Consider the following 21,761-nt stretch of genomic DNA (forward strand, 5'->3'; position numbering starts at 1 on the left):
CGCCCTCACCCACGTGCCCTCCGTTTCGCGTTTTGTAGTCTTAATGCGAAATGAGAGCGCTCTTTCTCGCATTAAGACTACAAAACGCGAACCCCGACCACGCGCGCACGGGGGCGGCGCGCTGCCTGGAGGCGGAGCCGCTTCGGGGCCTCCTAGCCGCGCGTCACCACGGGCCCGGTCAGGGTGACGAAGCCCTGCTCGACCAGCCAGCCGCGCGCGACGTCGGCGGGGTCCTTGCCGTCGACGTCGACCTGGGCGTTGAGCTTGAGCATCGCGTCGTTGGTCAGCTTGTCCGCCACCGGCTTGAGCACCTCGGCGATCTGCGGGTGCTGCTCGTGAGTCTCCTGCCGGATGTTCAACGCGGCGTTGTAGCGCGGGAAGAACTGCTTGTCGTCCTCGGTTGTGGCCAGGTCGAGCGCGAGCAGCCGCCCGTCCGTGGTGAACACCTCGCCGAAGTTGCAGGTCTTGCCGTCGGCCACCGCCTGGTAGATCGCCCCGGTGGCCAGGGTGCGGATGTTCTCCTTCGGCACCGTGAAGCCGTAGGTCTTCTCAACGCCTGGCAGGCCGTCGTTGCGGTTGGCGAACTCGGTCTCGACGCAGAACGTGGCCTCGGCGGGGTTCTCCCTGATCACGCGACCGATGTCGGAGATCTTCTTGACGCCCAGCCGCTGCGCGGTCTTCTTGTTCATCCCGAACGAGTAGGTGTTGTCCAGCGGCGCCATGTTCGTCCAGACCACCTTGTTGGTCGCCAGGTCGGCCTTGCGCACCGCCTCGAACTGCTCGACCGCGTCCGGGATCGGGTCGGTGTTGCCGAGGTAGCTGATCCACGAGGTGCCGGTGTACTCCCAGACCAGGTCGATCTGCCCGCTGGTCAAGGCGTCCCGCTGCGAGTTGGAGCCGGAGATGTTGGTCAGGTCTCGCACCTTCGCGCCCGCCGCGGTCAACGCGAACTCGGCGATGTAGCCCAGCACGATCTGCTCGGTGAAGTCCTTCGAGCCGACCGTGACCTCAACGCCGCGCAGCTCCGCGACCGGCCGGATGCTGCCGGGCTTGACGTCCAGCGGCACCGACGAGCCCGCCGACAGGCCGCACCCGGAGAGCAGGGCCGTGCACGCCAGCACGGCTACGAGCGTGTTCCGTCTCATCGCAGCCCCTTCGGTCCGAGCAGTTGTTCCGCCAGCGCGCCCAGCCAGTCGACCAGCAGGGCCAGCGCCACCGAGAGCACCGCACCGACCACCAGCACGGACGTGCGGCGCAGCTTGTAACCGGTATCGATCATCACGCCGAGCCCGCCGCCGTTGACGAACATCGCCAGCGTCGCGACGCCGACCGCGAGCACCAGCGCGGTGCGCAGCCCGGCGAGCACGAACGGCACGGCCAGCGGGAGCTCGATGCGCCGCAGCACGGAGAAACCGGACATGCCGATCCCCCTGCCCGCCTCGACCAGCGCGGGGTCGACCTGCTGCAGGCCGACCATGGTGTTGCGCAGCACGGGGAGCAGCGCGTACAGCGTGGTCGGCAGCACCACCACCCAGAAGCCGGTCCAGCCCGTTGCCAGGAAGAACAACACCAGCAGACCGACCGCGGGAGCCGCCTGCCCGATGTTGGCGATGCCGAGCACCACCGGCGCGAGCGGCTTCGCCCACCGCCGCGTCAGCACCACGCCGAGCGGCACGGCCAGCAGCAGCACGATCGCGGTGACCACCGCGGTGATCTCCAGGTGCTGCCAGGTGAGCGTGAGGATGGTGGAGGCGTTGATGCTGCGCTGCTCGATATCGTCGAGGTCGCCACCGAACGCCCATGCCAGCACGACCGCGACGATGCCGACCACGATCAGCGGCTGGGCGTAGAGCCTGATCCGCTCGGCCCGGAGCCCCCCGGACGCGGTGGTCACGGCGGTCACGACGTCGCCTCCTCGCGCAGCTGCCGGATCGTCGACATGACCGTGTCGATGTCCACGACGCCGACGTACTCGCCGCGAGTCCCCACGACCACGGCGACGCCGTCGTCGTCGGTGAGGATCGCCTCCAGCGCGTCCTGCAGGGTCGACGCCAGCGAGACGCTGTCCTCGATCGGCCGCCCCGCCGTGCGCAGCGACCTGCCGGGCGCGAGGTCCCGCGCGGACACCCACCGCAGCGGACGGTGGCGGGCGTCGAGCACCAGCCCCCTGCCCCTGCCGATGCGGTCGCGCAGCTGCTCCGGCGAGTCGTCGACGGTCGCGGTCGGCACCTCGCCGTGCTCCACGTCGCGCACCCGCAACAGGGTGAGCTGCTTGAGCGAGGCGCCCGCGCCGACGAAACCGGCCACCGTGTCGTCGGCCGGGTTGGCCAGGATCGCGTCCGGGGTGTCGTACTGGAGGATCTTCGACCGATCCCCCAGCACCGCGATCCGGTCGCCGAGCTTGACCGCCTCGTCGAAGTCGTGGGTGACGAACACGATCGTCTTGCCCAGCTCCGACTGCAGCCGCAGCAGCTGGTCCTGGAGGTTGCCCCTGGTGATCGGGTCCACCGCGCCGAAGGGCTCGTCCATCAGCAGCACCGGCGGGTCCGCTGCGAGCGCACGGGCCACGCCGACCCGCTGCTGCTGGCCGCCGGAGAGCTGGCGCGGGTAGCGGTCCCGGAACTCGCCGGGCTCCAGCCCCACCAGGTCCAGCATCTCCTCCACCCGGTCGGCGATCTTGTTCTTGTCCCAGCCGACCAGGCCGGGAACCAGGCCCACGTTCTGCCCGACGGTCATGTGCGGGAACAGGCCCGCCTGCTGGATCGCGTAGCCGATCCGCCGCCGCAGCTGGTCCGGGTCCAGCCGGAGCGCGTCCTCGCCGCCGATGGTGATCCGCCCGGCGCTCGGCTCGATCAGCCGGTTGATCATCTTCATCGTGGTGGTCTTGCCGCAGCCGGACGGCCCGACGAAGACCACGGTCTCCCCTGCCGGGATGGTCATGGTGACCTCGTCGACCGCGGCGCTCCTCTGACCGGAGTACCGCTTGCTGACGTTGTCGAGGTGGATCTCCACACCGGTCTTGCCGTTCACCGAATCCCCCTCGGGGTTGTCAGCCGGCCGACGACCACCCACAGCCCGTCGACCACCAGGGCCAGCACGATCACACCGAGGGTTCCGGCGACCGCCATGTTCACCGCGTTCGCGCCGCCGACCCGTTGCAGGCCGGAGAAGATCAGGTTGCCGAGGCCTGGGCCCTTGGCGTACGCGGCGATGGCCGCGATGCCCATCAGCATCTGGGTGCTGACCCGCATGCCCGCCAGGATCGACGGCCACGCCAGCCGCAGCTCCACCCGCGTGAGCACGCCGGTCCTGCTCATCCCGATACCGCGCGCGGCATCCGTCACCGATTTGTCCACACTGGACAGTCCGACGATGGTGTTGCGCACGATCGGCAGCAGCGCGTAGAGCACAAGCGCGGTCACCGTCGGCGCGACGCCGAGCCCGAGCACCGGGATCAGCAGCCCGAGCAGCGCGAAGGACGGAATCGTCAGGATCGCGCTGGTCAGCGCCGTGGCGATGGCGGAGCCGCCGGGGCTGCGGTACACCCCGACGCCCACCAGGACCCCGATCACCGCGGCGATCACCGTGCACTGGAGCACCGCGCTCGCGTGCAGGGAGGAGTCCAGCAGCACCTGCTCCCAGCGGGAGGACAGGAACTCCCAGAAACTCACCGCTGCGCCTCGGGCTCGGTGACCGTCAGCTTCACCTTGCCGGTCCCGTTGCCATTGCCGTTGCCACTGGTGCCGTTGCCCTCGCAGATCTCCAGCGCGAACTCCTCGCCGTACTGCTCGGTGCCCTGGATGACGGCGGCCTCGACCACCTCAAGGCCCTTGTTCTCCCTGCGCACCAACGGGTCGCTGCGCAGGTCCTTGGCGAGCGAGACGCACATCGCGACCATCACCGCGGCGAACGGCACCGCCGCGATGATCGTGAGCTTCTGCAGGCCGTCCAACGCCGTCGCGCCGCCGACCATCAGCATCACCGCGGCGACCGCGCCGGTCAGCGCGCCCCAGAACACGACGACGGACTTGTTCGGCTCGATGGACCCGCGCTGCGACAGCGTGCCCATCACGATCGACGCCGCGTCCGCCCCGGAGACGAAGAAGATCGCGACCAGGATCATCACCACCACGCTGGCGATGCCGGCCCAGCCGGGGAACTGCTGCAGGACACCGAAGAGCTTGGCCTCCTGGCCGTCGGCCGCCGCCAGGTCGACGCCGTTGCGCTGGAAGTTCAGCGCGGTGCCGCCGAGGATCGCGAACCAGACCAGACTGACCAGGCTGGGCACCAGGATCACGCCGCTGACGAACTGGCGGATGGTGCGGCCGCGGCTGATCCGGGCGACGAACATGCCGACGAACGGCGTCCACGAGATCCACCACGCCCAGTAGAAGATCGTCCAGTTGCCGAGCCAGCTGGCCATCGCGTCGCCGCCGCTGGCCGCGGTGCGCGCGGCCATCTCGGCGGCGTCGGCGAAGTAGTGGCCGATCGTGGTGGGCAGCAGGTTGAGGATCAGCACCGTCGGGCCGATGACGAACAGGAACAGCGCGAGCAGCCCCGCCAGCACCATGTTGATGTTGGAGAGCCACTGGATGCCCTTGGCGACACCGGAGACCGCGGACGCGATGAAGGCGATGGTCAGCACGACGATGATCAGAACGAGCACGCTCGTGCCCGCCGACTCCATCCAGCCGACCTCCTGCAGCCCCCGCCCGATCTGGAGGGCGCCGAGGCCGAGCGAGGCGGCCGAGCCGAAGAGCGTCGCGAAGATCGCCATCACGTCGATGGCCTTGCCGATCGGGCCGTTGGCCTGCTTCTTGCCGATCAGCGGCTCGAACACGGAGCTGATCAGCTGACGCCTGCCGCGGCGGAAGCTGCCGTAGGCGATGGCGAGCCCGACGACGGCGTAGATGGCCCACGGGTGCAGCGTCCAGTGGAAGAGCGTGGTGGCCATCGCCGTTTCCAGCGCCTCGTCCGTCAGCGGCGCGACGGTGCCGGGCGGCGGATCGGTGAAGTGCTTGAGCGGTTCGCTGACGCCGTAGAACATCAGTCCGATGCCCATGCCGGCGCTGAACATCATCGCCACCCAGGACGCGGTGCGGAACTCCGGTTCCTCACCGTCCTGGCCGAGCGGGATCTTGCCGTAGCGGCTCATCGCCAACCACAGCGCGAAGACCACGAAGCCCGACGCGGCGAGCACGAAGGCCCAGCCCGTGTTGGCGATGAGCCAGGACAGGACCGCGCCGGAGACGGCGCTCAGGCTCTCGGTGCCGAAGACTCCCCACGCGATGAACGCGAGGGCGACGACGCCCGCGACTCCGAAGACGACGGGGTCCAGTCGCGCGGGCCGCTCGGCGGCCAGTGGCTCGCCGGGCAGTGTCGTTGTCCCCTCCGGTTCCAGTGGACGGTGGTTTTCCGGTCGCTGGTGTTCCGTGTTCTCGGTCGCCACGATGCATCGCGCCCGCTAGGCGCATCCTCCTTCACAAACGCGAACAGAAGCGCCACGCGGCCGGTACCGCTGCCCCAGGCGAACCCGTCTCACGACCGGCCCCGACCGCCTTCAGCAGCCCCAACCGTGACCCATTTGGCGTAGCGAGGTCAACGGGGCTCACCGCCGCCGTGGCCTAACCGACACCATTCCTGCTCCATCCGTCGCACCTAGTTGCGCAATCCGCAACTAGCCCATCCCGTACGCCCGACCGGGTGTCGGCCATACGTGTGAGAAACAACGGCGAAGGGATTACCCGAAATCAACGCGGGCAAACACGACTTTTGCATCTGCCGCCGAACATGCCCTGAGCTGCGAAAACGAAGATCTCGTCCGACTTGGAATGATCTTGTGGTGTCCGTGGGAGCCGATGGTCGCACCGAATGGCGCGAGCGGCGGACGCGACTTCTCGGTGATCATCAGCAGTTGTCAGTGGATCATCGCGCGATACGCAACTACGTGAGGTGAGTCCGCTGGTCACCCACGCGATGGGTAGAGCACTTACTCTCATCACTCGTGGCGGTACAGCTCGACCCGGTCCGCGGCGCGCTGCGAGCGCTCCGCGGCTGGCTGCTCGCCACCACCTCGGCCGCGCTGTCCACCGCGGGCCACGCCCTCGCGGGCGGAGCCGTCCCGGACACGGCACTGACCGTCCTGCTGACCGTGCTGGTCGCGGCGGCGGCCGTCTCCCTCGCGAACAAGCGGCGCGGCCCGGTCGCCATCCTCGGCACCCTCGGCACCGCACAGGTCGTGACGCACCTCCTGCTCAGCGCGCTCACGGTGCACCGGCACGAGGCCACGCCCACCGACTCCCTGGCGATGACCGCCGCGCACGTGGTCGCCACGCTCGGCACCGCGCTGGTGCTCGGCCACGCCGAGTCCGCGATCTTCGGACTGGCCGCCGCGCTCGGCGCCGTGCTGCCCCGACGGTCCCCGCAGCCTCCGGTCTTCGCACCGCAGCGCGCGGTCACCCCCGCTCGCACCGGCATGGCCAACCCGCTCGACGTGCTGCTGCGGCGGGCGCGAGCCCGGCGCGGTCCCCCGCTGACCTCCTGAAATCCACTTCACCTCACCCATCGGCTTCAGGAGCTTCAGTAGATATGTCGACACATCGACGCGTACTCGGCGCGCTCGCGATCGCCGGCGCGGCCACGCTGCTCACCGCGGGACCTGCCCTCGCCCATGTCACCGCCCAGCCGGGAACGGCCGAGCAGGGCAGCTACACCAAGATCGCCTTCCGGGTGCCCAACGAGTCCGCCACCGCGGGCACGGTCAAGCTGGAGGTGACCCTGCCCGCCGAGCACCCGTTGACCTCGGTGCGCACCAGGCCCGTCCCGGGGTGGAAGGCCGAGGTCACCAAGGCGCCGCTGCCAACGCCGATCGACTCGCACGGCACCAAGATCACCGAGGCGGTGCGCACGATCACCTGGACCGCCGAGCCCGGCACCAAGATCGGCAACAACGAGTTCGGCGAGTTCGAGGTCTCCCTGGGCAAGCTGCCGGAGAACACCGACAAGCTCGTGCTGCCGACCACCCAGACCTACGACGACGGCAAGGTCGTGAAGTGGGACGCGCCGCCGACGGACGGCGCCGAGCCGGACCGCCCCGCCCCGGTGCTCAAGCTGACCAAGTCCGCCGCGGCCGCGGGCGGCTCGCACTCGCACGGCGGCTCGGCCCCCGCCACCGAACACGCCGCGTCCACCGAGACCGCGGACAACACCGCCCGGCTGCTCGGCGGAGCGGGCCTGGTGGTCGGCGCGCTCGGGGTCGGGTTCGGCATCGGCGCGATCATGCGCGGCCGCCGTGCGGGCGGAGGGACCTCGGCATGAGGCTCGCCCGCACCCTGGGCGTGCTGCTGGTGAGCGGGCTGGCGCTGGTCGCGGGCGCAGGCCCCGCTCTGGCCCACAACATCCTCGTCGACAGCAGCCCCAAGAAGGACGCGCAGGTCGAGACCAGTCCGACCGAGCTGAAGCTGATCTTCGACCAGCAGGTCCAGGCCGCCGAGAGCGTGAACACGGTGACCCTGACCGGCCCCGGCGGCACCCGCTGGCAGACCGGCACACCGACCGTGGAGAACACGACGGTGACCGTGCCCTCGGGACCGCTCGGACCGGCGGGCGAGTACACCATCGCCTTCCGGATCCTCTCCGCCGACGGCCACCCGGTCGGCGACAAGCTGTCGTTCCGGCTGACCAAGGAGGGGCCGGGCAAGCCCGTCTCGTCCAGTGCCGAACCGTCGTCGGCGTCCACCACGGCCACCCAGGCCAGCGGGCGTGAAGCCCCGCAGGACGACGGCGTGCCGGTGTGGCCGTGGTTCGTCGGCGCCGCCGTACTGCTCGCTGGCGGTGTCGTCGTCGCGCTCCGGCTCGGCCGGAGCCCGGACTCCCGAAACTGATCGGCTTGTCCGAGAAGGAGTCCGCACAGGTCAGACCCGCAGCGCTGCTGCCGGGGTTGCTGGTGGCGGCGGTCGCGAGCGTGCTCGCAGGAGCCGCCGTCACCGCTCCGCCGCCGCTGCCCGGCCTGCCCGGCGGCGGCCTCGTGCGCACCAGCCTGCCGGTGCTGCGGCTGCTGGTGGACGCCGTCGGAGTCGCGGCGGTGGGCGTCGGCGTCGTCGGCTGGCTGCTGCGCGGTGAGCGCAGGGCCGCCGCGACGGTGGCGACCGCCTACCGGGCCGGCGTGGTGCTCGGCGCGGTCTGGGTGCTCGCCACACTGGCGCTGGTCTGGTGGCAGGCGGCTGAGCTCTCCCCGAACGGCCTAGCGCTGCACGTCGACGAGCTGATGGCGTACTCCGCCCAGGTCAGCAGTGGTCGAGCACTCCTCGTGACCATCGCCTGCGGCCTCGGCTTCTCCGCACTCAGTTTCGTCACCTTGCGTAGCCGATCCGTGCCGGTCGAACTGCCCGCGGTGGTCGCGCTGCTCGGCGTGGTCGCACTGCCGCTGACCGGTCACTCCGCCAGCTCCGCGCACCACACGCTGGCGATGCTGGCCACGGCCGTGCACGTGCTCGCCGCGGCCGCGTGGGCCGGTGGCCTGCTGGCGGTGTTCGTGCTGGTGGCGCCGCGCAGAGCGCTGCTGGCGAGCGTGCTGCCGAAGTTCTCACGACTGGCCGCGTGCTGTCTGACGGCGGTCGCGGTCAGCGGTGTGGTGAGCGCGGCCGTCCAGCTCACCGCGCGGGGCGACGGATCGCTGGTCCACGCGCTGACGGGCACCGGCTACGGCTGGCTGGTGATGATCAAGGCAGCCTTGCTGACGGGCCTCGGGGCGCTCGGCGCCCACGTGCGCTTCCGGCTGCTGCCGGGGCTCTCGCCGGGCGCCTCGACGCGCTCGCGGCTGGTCCTCGCGCTGTGGATCACAGCGGAACTGCTGGTCATGGCCCTGGCGGTCGGGTTCGGCGCGGCGCTGGGCCGAGCAGCGCCAGGCTAGGAGGTGGGTGGGGTGAACACGGAGGTCCCCACCCGGTCGAAGTCGGTCGGTTGCCGTTCGTCAGCGCCCCCACGTCGCCGAACGGTCCCTGGGTCTCAGTCCTGCTCGGTCAACCGGGCAGGGGAACGGTGCTTGCTGAGCTGCTCAAGGCGCGCGACGGTGGCGTTGCCGCGCCGCTCCAGCTCAGCCTGGTCGATCCAGCCCGCCGCGAAGTGCCGGTAGTCCTGCGCGAGCATGACCAGCTCGGACAGGTACTCGGCAGATCGGCGCCTGCTCTCCTCGGACAGCTCGGTCACCAGCGGCAGCTGGCTGTCAACGACCTCGTCCAGCATCTCCGCGGCCTGCAGCGCGCGGCGACTGTGCCACTTCTTGCCTGTGAGCCCACCGATGCCCAACACCATCTCCACCCCTCCGCTGTGCACACACCGTGACTCGCCGAGAGAAACCGCCCGTCACAGACGGTAATCAAAGCGCGGGTCTTGACATTCCCTTGACGTCCGTATGTCGTCCTACAGAAGGATTGCGTTACGGACAAACTCATTCTGGGGAACGATTGTCATGCTTGGCATCGTCCACAAGGTGGTGAGCATAGCCGCCGAGCAGCTCACTGGTAGGGCGTCCATTTGGCTGACATGTCACCCGAACGAAACGTTTTCAGCCTACGGGCCAACTCGCTGCGTACATCCGGGTTACTACGCAGGATCGGCAGCACGCCGGTGGTGAGCTTGAGCTCACGCACCTGCCGCAGCACCCGGAAGCCGGGCCAGCGGGTCACGTCGAAGCCGTAGCCGCGCATGAGCGCCCGGTACCGCTCGGTGCCGTGGCCGAACCGCAGCATGCCGACGGCCAAGGGCGTCAGGTCCCACTCGCGCGGGCCGACGCAGACCGAGTCCAGGTCGCACAGCAGCATCCCGGTGCTGCCGGAGATCAGGTTGCCGAGGTGCGCGTCCCCGTGGATCACGCCCTGGCGCATCGGGAAGCGCAGCGAGGCGAGCTCCTCCTCGACCTCGTCGACGCGCAGCTCCAGGAAGTCCCGGTCGCCGGTGTCGAGCTCCTCCGCGTCGGCGAGCCTGCGCCGCACGTCCCGCAGCGGCTCCCACCGGTCGAAGGAGAACGGCGCGTGCGGCAGCTCGTGCATCCGGCGCAGCAGCCGCGCCAGGTCGAAGCCGGTCGGCGCCGGGCCGTTCTCGGGAACGGACTGCCAGAGCGTGGCGAGGTGGCCGTCCACCTCGACCGGCTGCGCGACGCCGGGCAACAGCCGCACGGCGGGCACATCGTGCTCGGCGAGCCACGTTGCGGCCTTGACAACGTTGTCAGCTCTATGCCGAAGGGACGGGGAGAGGACGATGCGAACCACGACAGGCTGGGCGGCGAGCTGGAAGACCGCGTTGTTGACGAAACGCAGCAGTCGCGCGCCCCTCGGGTCCAGCCCCACCGCGTCGCAGATGGCCCGCAACACCGTGGCGAGCTTCGCGCGGGTGTAGCGCCCGCTCGTCCCCGCCTGCACGTCGACCGTCACGTACTGGGATTCCCGGGCGCGAGCTTGCCCCGGAAGTGCGGGGAGCCGGTGCGCAGCCGGAACTGCTGGACGTCACCGGCGAGTTCCTTCGCATCGCCGATGTGCTGGTACTTCGCCGACTCTTCCTGCATGTGGTTCATCCGGTCGGCGACCCGGACCGAGTTCACGCCCTCACCCATGTCGAAGGCGACCCGGCCGACGCGCAGGCCCTGGTCGACGTCGCCCGCGCGGATGTGGTCGGCGGCCAGCATGCTGAGGCCGAACACGTGGGTGCGCTTCATGTCGGACTCGTAGCCCTGGGTGCACTTGATCAGCTCGGCGACGGCGAGCGGCGCGTGCTTGGCGCGGAACTCCTCGATGCCCGCCAGCGAGTGGTGCACCGAGCCGATCATGCCGTGCAGGTCGTTGACGGTGAAGAACTTGACCCAGTCCGGCGCGGTGGCGAAGTCGGCGCGGGCGAACTCGTCCTTGGTCCTGCCCACCATCTTCATGGCCTGGTCGCGCTTGCCCATCATCGCGTAGGCCCACGCCTCGTTGGCGCAGAGCACGGCGACGGTCAGTGCGGAACCGGAGTCCTGCGCGGCGAGCTGGCCGAGCTGGAAGAGCTTGAGCGCGTCGTTGGGCGCCTCGTAGTGCAGGTAGACCCGGCCCATCCGGTAGAGGATGTTCGCGACCAGCTCGTTGTGCTCACTGTGCTTGGCGAACTGCAGCGCCTTGCCGAAGTGGTTGCGGGCCGGGTCGAGCATGCCGGTGTCGAAGGAGGTCCAGCCCGCCAGGCTGTGCAGGTCGGCGAGCGCCAGCTGGAGCCTGCGCCGGACCGGGTCCGCCGCGTCGGCGCGCAGCAGCTGCTCGGCCCAGGAGAGCTGGGCGACCACCGCGTCGCGGCAGGTTCCGCCGCCGTACTGGTAGTCCAGCGCGCGCAGCGCCTTGGTCGCGGCCTCGACCTGCTGGACGTCGGTCTTGCCGATGCGTTCACGGGCGGGGGTCTGCGTCGGGTTGGTGACCCAGTGCCCCTTGTTGTCGCCGAACACCGACGCGCCCATGGTGATCGCGGCGGCGTGGGCTAGGAACATGCGTCGCTTCACCGACTCTTCCTCCTCGGCCTGGGGGTCGTCGGGAGGACCGACCACCCTCATGGCCGTGCCCCCGTCGTACGCGAGGCCCATGTAGCCCCTCGGTACGTCGAGGCCGTCGGCGATCCTGGCCAGCACGTCATAGGCCATGACCTGGCGACCCTTGAGGATCTCCGAGACCTCGGACTGTGACTGACCCGTCAGCGCTGCGATCTGACGCTGGGAAACCCCATGCCTGCGCAGCAGCCGGTACACCGAGGAGATGTCCCGCGCCGCCAGCGCGTCCCGCATCTCCTGCTGCTCCCACACCTCGGGAGTAACAGGAGAGCCTTGGGAACCGATGGTGTTCATTAAGCGCCCCCTTTTACGGTCCGACGGGCGTCATTCGAAGGGTAAGGGCATCTCCGCGCGCCGGTGAAGTGCCGATCGCCCGCGCTGGCCGCCCCGACCTATCTCCTGATCGGTCCGACCGAAGTTGAGATGCCGCTCACCGTGGAACTGACGCCGATCGGCGCTGAAAGTCCCCGTTTCGGTTCGACTCCCCGCAACCTTAGTTCCTGTAAGTGAACGAACACGGAGGGACACCGGGATCGTGGAGCTGGCCGAGCAGACGGGAGCCGCCACCGGCGGCAAGACCCCCGTCACGCCCGCCTCGTCCACCGCGGTCGGCCAGGGTGGCTCCCGTCGCGAGTGGCTGATCGGCTGCCGCGACGTGGCCAACCGGCACCGCAGCCTCACCGTGGTCGTTGAGCGGGACAGAGTTCTCCTCGTCGGACCCCCCGGCGAGACTGCGGTGCTGTGCCAGGGCGAGGTTTCCCAGCTCAGGTCAGCTCTGCGCGAGGCCGCCGAGCAGGCGGAAAGGTGACGGTGGAGCTGTGGACGAGATTCTGGGTCAGGTGTTGCGCAACGCGGTTTGGGAGCGGCTCGACATGCTCACCGAGCTGGCCGACCGCGCGGACGCCCCGTCCCTGTTGTCCGTAGCCCGCTCCGAACTGCCCAGGCTCACCGAGGGCTGGCGGGCCATGCTCGCCGCCCACGAGCCCGACGAGCGGGGCAACTGCCCCGAGTGCTCGACCCGTTGGCGCCAACAGAAGGCACCGTGTTCGGTGTGGCGCGCGGCTTACGAGCACCTCGTCGCCGGCGGCCTCGCGCCACGTCCTGCCAGGCACCTGCGGACGGCTCAGCCCGTCGCGAAGGTGTCCTAGGCGAGGACAACACGGCGGTCCTGTCGAGCCGCGCCCCCCGAGCGCAGGAGCCAGGAGACCGCCCCGTGGCTGGTGGTCCGGGTCCGGGCGAACCCCCGACCGACCCGGACCTGGACCACCGGGCCACGAAGCACCACAGGAGAAAACGAGGTACCGCACAACTACACAGACCTCCGCGGGCCGGTGCCGTATTGCACTCCCCTCCCCCCGACCGGCACCGGCTCGCGGAATTCCAACTCCCGTCCCCCCGCGGTAAGGGAAACCCGGCGCTCACCTCCCGCGAGCGCCGGGTTTTTTTCTGTCATGCTTATTGGTCAGTTGACCAGTTGAATTTTACATTCGATCTTGGAGGCGGTGAGCAGAGCCAGATGGTCGTTAGGTCGCGCCGAACAGCCGCCTTGCGGGCCCCGCAACGGCCACCTGCCCGACTCCGGGCTCGCGATGCCCGTTCGCCCACCCGGAGGCGCCCGGCCCAGACGGAGCAGAGCAGTCGCAACTGCCCGAGTTGGCGTCACCCGTTCGGGAGCAAGACCCACAAATTTGTCACCCATTCGAGTGATCCTTGCTGCCTCACTGAGCGGAATCCGTCGACATGCCCAGTCCTTGTTCGGCACGGGGTGCAACGCGGCGTAATCGGTATGCAAACGCGCCCCGCGGCGTTGCTCCGGGCCGATGACGGGATCACGGCGAGGCAACGCAACCCGGCGCCACGACGTAACAGCGGGTACAGCAGCCCATATCCGAAAGTCGTTGCGATCTTGATCGTAAAAGCCGAGGCAGCGGGGTGCCCGGAAACCCCGTTTCCCGACCTTGGCCGTGAACCGAAAGATGGACGGACGGTAACCAACCGCCCCCTTGACATGCTTCGGAAAGATGACGTCCAGGTAACGGTGGTGGTGATCACAGGGGTTGGCTTCTGTGGTTACCTCGTGCGTCCTACCCGTTGTGACAGCAAAGGTTCCCCCAACCGAACGGACCGTCCATACCGCCCGGACCGGGCCTTCCACCTGATCGGCGGAAGTACCACGGGCCCGAAGGAAGTCGCCGGGAAACTAGTGGGACGACTGGACCGGCCACAGCACCACCCACGGCGGCGGGGTTCACGTCCCCAGGAGCCGACATCCATCCATACAGTAGGCACGTCCGAGCTACGCGAATCGTGTTCATGTTCGCCGCCCTTGGACGCGCGCGCCCCCAAAGTAAGGAGTAGCCGTGCCCGCCGACGTCACACCGCTGCGTCGCCGTCCAGTGCAGCAGCGCAGTGCGCGCAGGGTGGAACGAATGCTGGACGCCTGCGCGGACCTGATCGCCGAGGTTGGCTATGACGGGGTCACCACGACCCTGATCGCGGAACGCGCGGGTGTCGCGGTCGGCTCGCTCTACCAGTTCTTCCCGGACAAGCGCGCGGTCGTGCAGGCGCTCACCCTGCGCAACCTGGACCGCTTCATGAACGAGGTCGGACAGCGCTTCGCCGAGCGGCAGTTCGACGACTGGTGGCAGGTGGTCGACTCGGTCTTCGACATCTACGTGTCGATGCACCGGGACCTGCCCGCCTTCCGCCGGGTGCACTTCGGCGACGTCGTCGACCCGCACCTGATGGACGAGCAGCGGGACAACAACACGGTCATCGGCGAGCGGTTGTCCGCGCTGATCACCGAGCGATTCGGCTTCCCCGAGAGCCAGGTGGCCACGCCGATGGCCGTGGCGATAGAGGCGGCCGACAGCGTGTTGAAGCTGGCCTTCCGCAGGGACCCCGACGGCGACGCCGTGCTCATCGCCGAGGCCAAGGAACTGATCAGGGAGTACCTCTCCAAGCGCATCGGCTGAACCGCCACCTCAGCCGAAGCAGCGTTGCTCACCACGGTAGGTCGGGACCGTGGTGAGCCCGCCGGAGTCAAGCAGATGGAACTGGGCGAACCGCTCGGCGAGCTCACCCGCCTTGGCGTGCCGGAACCACACCCGGTCGCCGACGACGAGCTCGTCGGCGACCGCCCCCAGCAACGGGGTCTGCACCTCGCCCGCGGCCTCCGTGCCGGTGAGCCGCAGGCCCTCCGGCAGGTACGGGGTCGGCAACCGGTCGCTGCCGACCGGACCGGACGCCAGGTACCCGCCGCCGAACACGGTGGCCACACCACTGGCGGGTCTGCGCACCACCGGCAGCGCGAACAGCGCGGCCGGGCGCAGCCGGAACGCCTGGTAGGAGTCGAAAAGCGTCGGTGCGAGCAGCCCGGAGCCCGCGGCCAGCTCGGTCACCGCGTCCTCGGTGGAGGTCCGCTCCAGGCTGCCGGTGCCACCGCCGTTGACGAACTCCAGCGGAGTGAGCGCCCGGACGGCGGCCACCGCGGCCGCGCGGCGTTCCGCGAGCTCGACGAAGGAGCGCCGTTGCATCATCCGGACCGCCGCGGCACGCAGCGGCTTGCCTTCCGGCGCGTCGCCGAGCCCGGCGATCTGCGCCTCGTAGGCCATCACGCCGACCAGCGAGAAACCCGGGCGCCGCAACACCTCCCGCGCCAGCGCCGCCGCGTCCAGCGGGGTGTGCACCGGCGAGCGGCGGACCCCGACGTGCGGCCAGTCCTGGCCGATCCGGGCCAGCGGCCGCCACGACGCGTCGAGCTCGATGCACACCCGCACCTTCGGGTGGCCGACGCCGAGCGCGTCCGTGACGAGGTCCAGCTGTGCGACGTCGTCGACCATGATCGTGATCGCGGCCAGTGCGGCGTCGTCCTTGGCGAGCGCGCGCAGCGCGCCGCGGTCGGCGGTCGGGTAGCCCACGAGCAGGTCGTCGGTGACCCCCTCTTCGAACAGCCACAGGGCCTCGGCGAGCGAGTACGCCATCACGCCGGAGAAGCCTGGCATCGCCAGCACCTGGGTGAGCAGCTCCCGGCAGCGAACCGACTTGCTCGCGACCCGGATGGGCCTGTCGTTGGCCCGTCGGAGCAGCTCCTGAGCGTTGGAGCGGAACGCTTCGAGGTCGACCAGCGCGAACGGCGGATCGAGCTCGACGGTCAGCGAGTCGTAGCGCGCACGCAGTCCAGTAGGAGGCACGTTATTCACGGTAAGGCCAAAACCTTGTAATGTGAATTCATCTCACGTAATTTCGGCTGCACCCGAGACTTGCGCGACGGAGGGTAGTGATGCACGCACGCTCCGCCACTGCCACGTGGACGAACTGGGCGGGCACCGCCTCGGCGCGGCCCAGGAGAACGGTCCGGCCACGAGACGTCGAGGAGATCGCCGAGGCGATCAGGGACGCCGAGCGGGAGGGGCTGACCGTGCGCGCGGTCGGCAGCGGGCACTCCTTCACCTCGATCGCCGCGACCGACGGGCTGGCGATCGACCTCGCCAAGTGCAACGGCGTGGTCGCTGCGGACACCGGCACCGGTCTGGTGACGGTGCGCGCGGGAACGCCGCTGCACCAGCTCAACTCCGAGCTCGACCGGATCGGGCTGGCCATGACGAACCTCGGCGACATCGACCGGCAGACGGTCGCGGGCGCGATCTCCACCGGGACCCACGGCACCGGCGCCCGCTTCGGTGGGCTGGCGACCCAGGTCGAGGCGCTGGAGCTGGTCCTGGCCGACGGTTCGACGTTGCGCTGCTCCGCGGAGGAGAACCCCGACGAGTTCGCCGCGGCGCGAGTCGGTCTCGGCGCGTTGGGCGTGCTCAGCACGGTGACCCTGCGCTGCGAGCCCGCGTACGCGCTTGAGGCGCACGAGTACCCGTCGCCGCTGGAAGAGGTGCTGGAGCGCTTCGACGAGCTCGCCGAGGGCAACGACCACTTCGAGTTCTACTGGTTTCCCTACGGCGGCAAGGCGCTCGTCAAGCGGAACAACCGGCTTCCGGAGGGCAGCGAGTGCACGCCGCTGAGCCCGGCGCGGAAGTACTGGGAGTACCGGGTGATGGAGAACCTGGCCTTCGGCACGCTCTGCCGGCTGGGCCGAGCCGTGCCGAGCCTGGTGCGCCCGTTGAACAGGATGTCCTCGGAGCTGTTGTCCGCCAGGTCCTACAGCGACCGCTCGCATCGGGTCTTCGCCACCGACCGCCAGGTGCGATTCGTGGAGTCGGAGTACGCAGTGCCCCGCGAGGCGGTCTGCGACGTGCTGCGCGAGCTTCGGTCCGCGCTCCCGGGTCTGGAGCACCCGGTGATGTTCCCGGTCGAGGTCCGGGTCGCCGCCGCCGATGACGTGTGGTTGTCCACCGCGTACGGACGGGACAGCGCCTACATCGCGGTGCACCAGTTCGTGGGTATGCCGTACCGGCATTGGTTCGAGGTCTTCGAGTCCGTTGTCAGCGCGGTCGGTGGACGCCCGCACTGGGGCAAAATGCACCAGCTCGACGCTGAAATACTGACCGGTCGGTATCCGAGGTTCGAGGACTTCCGCCGCGTTCGCGCGAAGCTCGACCCGACGGGCCGATTCCGCAACGCCTACCTGGACCGGGTTCTGGGAGAAATCTGAGGGGACCGGGGAAAGAATTCAGGCGGGAACAGTGGCGAGCAGCTGCTCGTACACCATTTCGTGCATCCAGCGGATCATGGACTCCTGCAGGTCCACCGCGGGCTGCTCGGCACGGGCGGGCATGGCCAGCTCGACCCCGTCGCGCTCATCGGCGGTGGCGACGGCGACGCCGTACTGCCGGGCCCGCATGAGGCAGTTGAGCAGGAAGTCGTCCGCACCGGCCACAGTGGACGGAACCACCACGGCGGCGTTGGTGAACCTGGCGAACGGCACGGCCGAGGTGAGCGCGCTGCGCCAGTGCCGGGAAACCGCGATCACGCCGACGATGCGGACGGCGGCGGGCGGCACCCGTCCGGCCATCTCCGGCCACACCCAGGTGGAGACCGTGGTGCGGTCGGTCACCGGCGGCGCGCCGAGGCACACGCGCTCGGCGTGCTCCGCGGTCAGCAGCTCGGCGACCACGATGACCTTGCGGCCCAGCAGCGTCATCGGCGGCAGCATGATGCCGCTCCAGCCGAGCAGCTCCGCGGCCCGCGCCGCGAGGTGCTCCGATGGAGCTGGTAATTCGACCGGGGGGACCGCCCGGGTGGGCAGGACGTGGAAACCTCCATCGACCGCCGTCTGCCCAGTAGTGCGGCTCACGCGCTTCGCCTCCCCTCGGCTTTCACCGCTCGATTCCGCATTCTGGTACTGCTCGGAATCCGCGGCGGCATTTGTTTGCAGTAACTGGAGTACCAGGACCGCGGGTGGGACGTATCCATGAAACCGGGGTTGCTGCGACCGGCGGCCCGACGCGAGCGGTGACCGGTCGATGAACGGCATTCCGACTTCAGCCCGGCTGTGCGGCCGTTCGTGTGAGCACCGGGAGCCGACTGCCGCCCGCCGACGAAAAGCAGGTCAGACCGCCGACACCGCATTCCGTCGGGCATTGGTCCACTCGGCGCAAGGCCCGGAAAGGGCGTGCAGGTGGGCGGCGGTCCCACCGGACCGCCGCCGACCGACCGGGGTCGCGGGGACGACCGGCCACCGCTCAACCGCTCATCGGCCGAGGCTGACCGGTCGCCGTTCCGACGACCGGTCAGGGCAGAGGAATTCCCTGGTGAACGGGGATCGGGACGCCCAGCACCGGCAGCCCGCCGGAGTCGAAGGACATCGGCTGCACGCGGATGCTGCGCCCACCCCAGCCGGTGCCCGGGTCCATGTTCGCGTGGTAGACGATCCACGGCCTGCCGTTGATGGTGAGGAAGCCGTTGTGGCCGGGCGAGGTCGCGGTGTCGCGCCCGGAGAAGACGCAGCCGCCGGACTTGGTCCACGAGGCGGGGTTCATCGGGTCGCCGTTGAGGGTGAGCCTGCCGAGGCAGTAGTCGTTGGTGAAGCTGCCGTTGGCGGAGTACACCACCGACAGCCTGCCGTTGGGCGCGGTGATCGGCTGGGGTCCCTCGTTGACGAGGATGCCGAGGTTGTTGGGCACGGTCTCCCACGGTTGCGTCGGCGAGGAGATGCGGACGCGGTCGCCGCTCGGCGTCATCGGGTCCGACATCCGAACGATGTAGAGGTGCTGGACCCGGTTCTCGCTCTGGCTCTCCCAGCCGGACCACAGGTAGTAGTTCTGTCCCTGGTGGGTCAGGTAGGTGCCGTCGATGCCCCACGTGTCGCCGGGCAGCCGTTGCTCACCGAGGTAGTCGTAGGGGCCCATGGGGTCGGTCCCGGTCGAACGGAGCGCGTACATCCGGTGGGTGTGCCCCCCGGAGCCGTTCTGGCCGGTGAAGAAGATCCACCAGCGGTCGCCGATCCGTTGCAGCTCCGGCGCCCAGATCTCCTTGCAGGCCGGGGCGGGGCAGGCGGGGTGGCGCCACACCACCACCGACTCGGCCGACCGGATTCCCTCCACAGTGGACGACCGGCGGATGACGATGTCGTCGGCGTTGTAGAAGTCGCCCTGCACCAGGTGGTACTGGCCGTTGTGGATCGCCATGCTCGGGTCGGCGGCCGTTGTCAGGATCGGGTTGTAGAACCGGCCGGTCAGCCACGGGGTCCTGGTGTGGAAGGTCGCGTCCTGCCGGAAGAGCTCACCGCCGTCGTTGTCGGCGAGCCGCAGCACCCCGAAGGCGTGCCTCAGATAGGCGTTGGGGAACTGGAGGGCGCGCAACGAGAACCCGCCGGGATCGGCCAGACCCGCGACGCGGCAGAAGGTGGCGTCCTGGCGGAAGGCGTTGTCCGAGGAGTACCGCTCCAGCACCACCTCGCCGTTGCGGTGCCGGAGGTAGTGGAACTTGAAGTTGCGGGACTCCAGCGAGAGGCAGCTGCCCGCGAGTCCGGGCACGATCTCCCAGGTCGAGTCCTCCTTGGTCAGCTCGTCGCTGCCGGTGAGGACGTCGACGAGGCGGCCGACCCCGTTGGCGTGCCGGAAGTAGGCGTTCGGGAAGTTGTGCGAGCGGATCGACACGACCTCGCCGGGTGCCGCCTGCGCCTGGTGCCGCGGCGGAGCGACGAGGACCAGCAGAGCGACGGCCGCGAGCAGTGCCGAAAGACGTGATCCCCAACCGTGCATGGCTCCCCCGGTGCAAGAGCAGAGACCTAACCTCCCCAGGGTAGTGATCTGTCTCACCCTTGATCCAGATTGGAAATGTCGGGGGTGTCGCTCCCGGGAAGCGCTGTGGAGCCGGGGTGGCCCGACCCGGTCTCGACGAGACGTTTCTCCTACGTCACAACCGGCTGAGCGCCCGAGGCTCCTGCTGACCTCGAATCATTCGGACGGCCCGTCCGGGTTCGCCGAGAGCGGACCGGGGCCGGGCACGAACAGCCGGAGCCCGGTCCGTCCCGGCGTTGGCGGCGGAGCCGACGCAGAGCGCGCAGCCGCCCTCTTCTGCAAACACCCCAACGCCGATGACAACCGGTCCCGAACGCCCCACCAGGGACGACTCGGACGTCGAGTTCTGTGGCCGAGTTCCGGAAAAAGAGAAAACCCCCGGCGTCGACCGGGGGTTTCGCTCTGGTGGGCAAGGGGGGAGTTGAACCCCCACGTCCTTTCGGACACACGGACCTGAACCGTGCGCGTCTGCCATTCCGCCACTTGCCCAGAACTTCTGTTTTGTTGTCGTGCTTTGTGGTGCGGCGGAAGCCTAGCACGCACCCCCCGGTGGGTTGCAAAACGCCCCCTGTGCCGCCGCGGGGACCCGGATACGATCGGTGGGGAGAAGCGTCGGACCGAGGAACGGGCGACCATGGTCACGCGTCCTAGGACTGACGTTTCGAGGAACACTTCACGTGGAGGGTTGTCGTGGGCCTGCAGCGCTTCGAGCGCCGCTTGGAAGGTGTGATCGGCAATACGTTCGCGCGCGTGTTCGGAGGCAAAGTCGTACCGCAGGAGGTGGCGCAGGCCCTAGAGCGAGAGGCCGACGACAACATCAAGGAGCTCGCCGGAGGGCGTCTGCTCGCTCCCAACCACTACGTCGTCAGACTGGGCCCAGCCGACTTCGACCGCCTCGCCTCGGATGAACAGCGAGTGAGCCAACTGCTCGCGGACTGCATCAACGAGCATCTGGCCGAGCACGGGTGGGATACATACGGTGACGTCGTAGTCTCCATGGAGCGTTCTGAGACGCTGCACACCGGACAGTTCCGTACCAGCTCGTCAGTCGACCCAGACGCAGCGCCGACCCGACGGCCGGCACCACCTCGTACCGCAGGAGACCGACCCATGAGCCAGCCACCCGGCCAGTACCCCGAGGGCGACCGGTACGCCCAGCAGCACCCGCCGCAGCAGGGTCAGTACGGCTACGACCAGGGCTACGGCCAGCAGCAGGGCCAGTACGGACAGGACCCCAACTACGGTCAGCAGCAGCCCCAGCAGGGCGGCTACGACCCGAACTACGGCGGTCAGTACGGCTACGACCAGCAGCAGGGCTACGGCCAGCCCGCCCAGCCCGGCTACGAACAGCACCCCCAGCAGGGCGGCTACGACCAGGGCTACGGCCAGCAGCCGCCGCAGCAGGGTGGATACGACCAGGGCTATGGGCAGCAGCCCCAGCAGGGTTACGACCAGGGCTACGGGCAGCAGCCCCAGCAGGGCGGCTACGGCCAGCAGGGCTACGACCAGGGCTATGGGCAGCAGCCCCAGCAGGGCTATGACCAGGGCTACGGCCAGCAGCCCCAGCAGGGCGGCTACGACCAGGGTTACGGCCAGCAGGGCGGCTACGACCAGGGTTACGGGCAGCAGCAGGGCTACGCCCCGCCCGCCGTCGGTGGTGGCGCTCCGCGCCAGCTGACCGCGACGCTCCAGCTCGACGACGGCTCGAACCGGAACTACACGCTGAAGCAGGGCTCCAACGTGATCGGTCGCGGCCAGGACGCGGATTTCCGCCTTCCGGACACCGGCGTGTCGCGCCGTCATTTGGAGATCACCTGGGACGGTCAGAACGCCATGCTGGCGGACCTCGGGTCGACCAACGGATCCACGGTGAACTCCAACCCCGCCCAGGCTTGGCAGCTGGCCGATGGTGACGTGATCCGCATCGGTCATTCCTCCCTGGTGTTCCGCGCCCAGGGCTGATCCCAACTCCACGACGACGCGGTCGCACGAGGCAGGAGCGAACA

Annotated in this window: 20 protein-coding genes and 1 tRNA gene; 9 read left to right on the forward strand and 12 right to left on the reverse strand. The window is 69.3% G+C overall.

The annotated features are described in order from the left end of the window. Nucleotides 1–152: 152 nt before the first annotated feature. Genes ACFFQA_RS21645 through ACFFQA_RS21665 form a run of 5 tightly spaced genes read right to left on the reverse strand, consistent with a single transcriptional unit; the run spans nucleotide 153 to nucleotide 5,377 of the window. Complete coding sequence (locus tag ACFFQA_RS21645) at nucleotides 153–1,145, reverse strand: glycine betaine ABC transporter substrate-binding protein (protein ID WP_377855037.1); 993 nt, start codon at nucleotides 1,143–1,145, stop codon at nucleotides 153–155. Continuing rightward, nucleotides 1,142–1,903: an ABC transporter permease gene (locus ACFFQA_RS21650; RefSeq protein ID WP_377855040.1), complete on the reverse strand. Its 762-nt coding sequence runs from the start codon at nucleotides 1,901–1,903 to the stop codon at nucleotides 1,142–1,144. Before ACFFQA_RS21650 ends, ACFFQA_RS21645 begins: the two co-directional genes overlap by 4 nt. After that, nucleotides 1,900–3,030, reverse strand: coding sequence for an ATP-binding cassette domain-containing protein (locus ACFFQA_RS21655; protein WP_377855043.1), 1,131 nt, complete (start codon nucleotides 3,028–3,030; stop codon nucleotides 1,900–1,902). Before ACFFQA_RS21655 ends, ACFFQA_RS21650 begins: the two co-directional genes overlap by 4 nt. Continuing rightward, nucleotides 3,027–3,671: an ABC transporter permease gene (locus ACFFQA_RS21660; RefSeq protein ID WP_377855046.1), complete on the reverse strand. Its 645-nt coding sequence runs from the start codon at nucleotides 3,669–3,671 to the stop codon at nucleotides 3,027–3,029. The genes ACFFQA_RS21655 and ACFFQA_RS21660 overlap by 4 nt, the downstream gene beginning before the upstream one ends. Beyond that, complete coding sequence (locus tag ACFFQA_RS21665; RefSeq protein ID WP_377855935.1) at nucleotides 3,668–5,377, reverse strand: BCCT family transporter; 1,710 nt, start codon at nucleotides 5,375–5,377, stop codon at nucleotides 3,668–3,670. The genes ACFFQA_RS21660 and ACFFQA_RS21665 overlap by 4 nt, the downstream gene beginning before the upstream one ends. Before the next feature lie 627 nt (nucleotides 5,378–6,004). Between ACFFQA_RS21665 and ACFFQA_RS21670 the strand changes: the two genes are divergently transcribed. Genes ACFFQA_RS21670 through ACFFQA_RS21685 form a run of 4 tightly spaced genes read left to right on the forward strand, consistent with a single transcriptional unit; the run spans nucleotide 6,005 to nucleotide 8,911 of the window. After that, on the forward strand, nucleotides 6,005–6,544 hold the full coding sequence (locus ACFFQA_RS21670) for a hypothetical protein (RefSeq protein WP_377855049.1): 540 nt from the start codon (nucleotides 6,005–6,007) through the stop codon (nucleotides 6,542–6,544). A gap of 44 nt (nucleotides 6,545–6,588) precedes the next feature. Next, nucleotides 6,589–7,317, forward strand: a complete 729-nt coding sequence (locus ACFFQA_RS21675) for a YcnI family copper-binding membrane protein (protein WP_377855052.1) — start codon at nucleotides 6,589–6,591, stop codon at nucleotides 7,315–7,317. After that, the gene (locus ACFFQA_RS21680) at nucleotides 7,314–7,883 is read left to right on the forward strand and encodes a copper resistance CopC family protein (RefSeq protein WP_377855054.1); all 570 of its coding nucleotides are present in this window, start codon (nucleotides 7,314–7,316) and stop codon (nucleotides 7,881–7,883) included. Before ACFFQA_RS21675 ends, ACFFQA_RS21680 begins: the two co-directional genes overlap by 4 nt. 5 nt (nucleotides 7,884–7,888) lie before the next feature. Continuing rightward, on the forward strand, nucleotides 7,889–8,911 hold the full coding sequence (locus tag ACFFQA_RS21685; protein WP_377855057.1) for a CopD family protein: 1,023 nt from the start codon (nucleotides 7,889–7,891) through the stop codon (nucleotides 8,909–8,911). Between the two features lie 95 nt (nucleotides 8,912–9,006). On the opposite strand, the gene ACFFQA_RS21690 is transcribed toward ACFFQA_RS21685, so the two are convergent. The 3 genes from ACFFQA_RS21690 to ACFFQA_RS21700 all read right to left on the reverse strand — a co-directional run bounded on the left by ACFFQA_RS21690 (nucleotide 9,007) and on the right by ACFFQA_RS21700 (nucleotide 11,854). Beyond that, on the reverse strand, nucleotides 9,007–9,312 hold the full coding sequence (locus ACFFQA_RS21690) for a hypothetical protein (protein WP_377855938.1): 306 nt from the start codon (nucleotides 9,310–9,312) through the stop codon (nucleotides 9,007–9,009). Nucleotides 9,313–9,515: 203 nt separating this feature from the next. Then, entirely contained in the window at nucleotides 9,516–10,430 is a 915-nt protein-coding gene (locus tag ACFFQA_RS21695) for a phosphotransferase enzyme family protein (RefSeq protein ID WP_377855059.1), read from the reverse strand. Beyond that, on the reverse strand, nucleotides 10,427–11,854 hold the full coding sequence (locus tag ACFFQA_RS21700; protein WP_377855062.1) for an NsdA family TPR-like regulatory protein: 1,428 nt from the start codon (nucleotides 11,852–11,854) through the stop codon (nucleotides 10,427–10,429). Before ACFFQA_RS21700 ends, ACFFQA_RS21695 begins: the two co-directional genes overlap by 4 nt. A 241-nt stretch (nucleotides 11,855–12,095) precedes the next feature. Between ACFFQA_RS21700 and ACFFQA_RS21705 the strand changes: the two genes are divergently transcribed. The 3 genes from ACFFQA_RS21705 (at nucleotide 12,096) to ACFFQA_RS21715 (ending at nucleotide 14,535) form a co-directional block, all read left to right on the forward strand. After that, the gene (locus tag ACFFQA_RS21705; protein WP_377855065.1) at nucleotides 12,096–12,368 is read left to right on the forward strand and encodes a hypothetical protein; all 273 of its coding nucleotides are present in this window, start codon (nucleotides 12,096–12,098) and stop codon (nucleotides 12,366–12,368) included. Nucleotides 12,369–12,378: 10 nt separating this feature from the next. After that, entirely contained in the window at nucleotides 12,379–12,708 is a 330-nt protein-coding gene (locus ACFFQA_RS21710; protein WP_030427917.1) for a hypothetical protein, read from the forward strand. A gap of 1,212 nt (nucleotides 12,709–13,920) precedes the next feature. After that, on the forward strand, nucleotides 13,921–14,535 hold the full coding sequence (locus tag ACFFQA_RS21715) for a TetR/AcrR family transcriptional regulator (protein WP_377855069.1): 615 nt from the start codon (nucleotides 13,921–13,923) through the stop codon (nucleotides 14,533–14,535). Nucleotides 14,536–14,544: 9 nt separating this feature from the next. Here ACFFQA_RS21715 and ACFFQA_RS21720 read toward each other — a convergent pair whose 3' ends face one another. Beyond that, entirely contained in the window at nucleotides 14,545–15,753 is a 1,209-nt protein-coding gene (locus ACFFQA_RS21720; RefSeq protein ID WP_377855072.1) for an amino acid deaminase/aldolase, read from the reverse strand. 89 nt (nucleotides 15,754–15,842) lie between these two features. On the opposite strand from ACFFQA_RS21720, the gene ACFFQA_RS21725 reads away from it, so the two are divergent. Further along, nucleotides 15,843–17,165 (forward strand): D-arabinono-1,4-lactone oxidase, encoded by a 1,323-nt coding sequence (locus ACFFQA_RS21725; RefSeq protein WP_377855075.1) that lies wholly within the window; start codon nucleotides 15,843–15,845, stop codon nucleotides 17,163–17,165. Between the two features lie 18 nt (nucleotides 17,166–17,183). Here the strand turns inward: ACFFQA_RS21725 and ACFFQA_RS21730 are convergent, their stop codons facing one another. The 3 genes from ACFFQA_RS21730 to ACFFQA_RS21740 all read right to left on the reverse strand — a co-directional run bounded on the left by ACFFQA_RS21730 (nucleotide 17,184) and on the right by ACFFQA_RS21740 (nucleotide 20,244). Then, nucleotides 17,184–17,807 carry a hypothetical protein gene (locus tag ACFFQA_RS21730; RefSeq protein ID WP_377855078.1) on the reverse strand — a complete coding sequence of 208 codons (624 nt, stop codon included), beginning with the start codon at nucleotides 17,805–17,807 and terminating at the stop codon, nucleotides 17,184–17,186. 436 nt (nucleotides 17,808–18,243) lie between these two features. Further along, a complete protein-coding gene (locus tag ACFFQA_RS21735) occupies nucleotides 18,244–19,716 on the reverse strand; it encodes a family 43 glycosylhydrolase (RefSeq protein WP_377855080.1) in 1,473 nt (490 codons plus the stop codon). A 442-nt stretch (nucleotides 19,717–20,158) separates the two neighbouring features. Continuing rightward, nucleotides 20,159–20,244, reverse strand: a tRNA-Leu gene (locus ACFFQA_RS21740). A gap of 201 nt (nucleotides 20,245–20,445) precedes the next feature. Between ACFFQA_RS21740 and ACFFQA_RS21745 the strand changes: the two genes are divergently transcribed. Then, a complete protein-coding gene (locus ACFFQA_RS21745) occupies nucleotides 20,446–21,717 on the forward strand; it encodes an FHA domain-containing protein (RefSeq protein WP_377855082.1) in 1,272 nt (423 codons plus the stop codon). The last annotated feature ends 44 nt before the right edge of the window (nucleotides 21,718–21,761 follow it).

Origin of the sequence: Allokutzneria oryzae (assembly GCF_042429765.1) — a bacterium.
Classification (GTDB): Bacteria; Actinomycetota; Actinomycetes; order Mycobacteriales; family Pseudonocardiaceae; genus Allokutzneria; species Allokutzneria oryzae.

Coding starts and splice junctions, on each gene's coding strand:
- ACFFQA_RS21645 (WP_377855037.1), bottom strand. CDS start 1,145: ATGAGACGGAACACGCTCGTAGCCGTGCTGGCGTGCACGGCCCTGCTC.
- ACFFQA_RS21675 (WP_377855052.1), top strand. CDS start 6,589: ATGTCGACACATCGACGCGTACTCGGCGCGCTCGCGATCGCCGGCGCG.
- ACFFQA_RS21680 (WP_377855054.1), top strand. CDS start 7,314: ATGAGGCTCGCCCGCACCCTGGGCGTGCTGCTGGTGAGCGGGCTGGCG.
- ACFFQA_RS21690 (WP_377855938.1), bottom strand. CDS start 9,312: ATGGTGTTGGGCATCGGTGGGCTCACAGGCAAGAAGTGGCACAGTCGC.
- ACFFQA_RS21700 (WP_377855062.1), bottom strand. CDS start 11,854: ATGAACACCATCGGTTCCCAAGGCTCTCCTGTTACTCCCGAGGTGTGG.
- ACFFQA_RS21725 (WP_377855075.1), top strand. CDS start 15,843: ATGCACGCACGCTCCGCCACTGCCACGTGGACGAACTGGGCGGGCACC.
- ACFFQA_RS21735 (WP_377855080.1), bottom strand. CDS start 19,716: ATGCACGGTTGGGGATCACGTCTTTCGGCACTGCTCGCGGCCGTCGCT.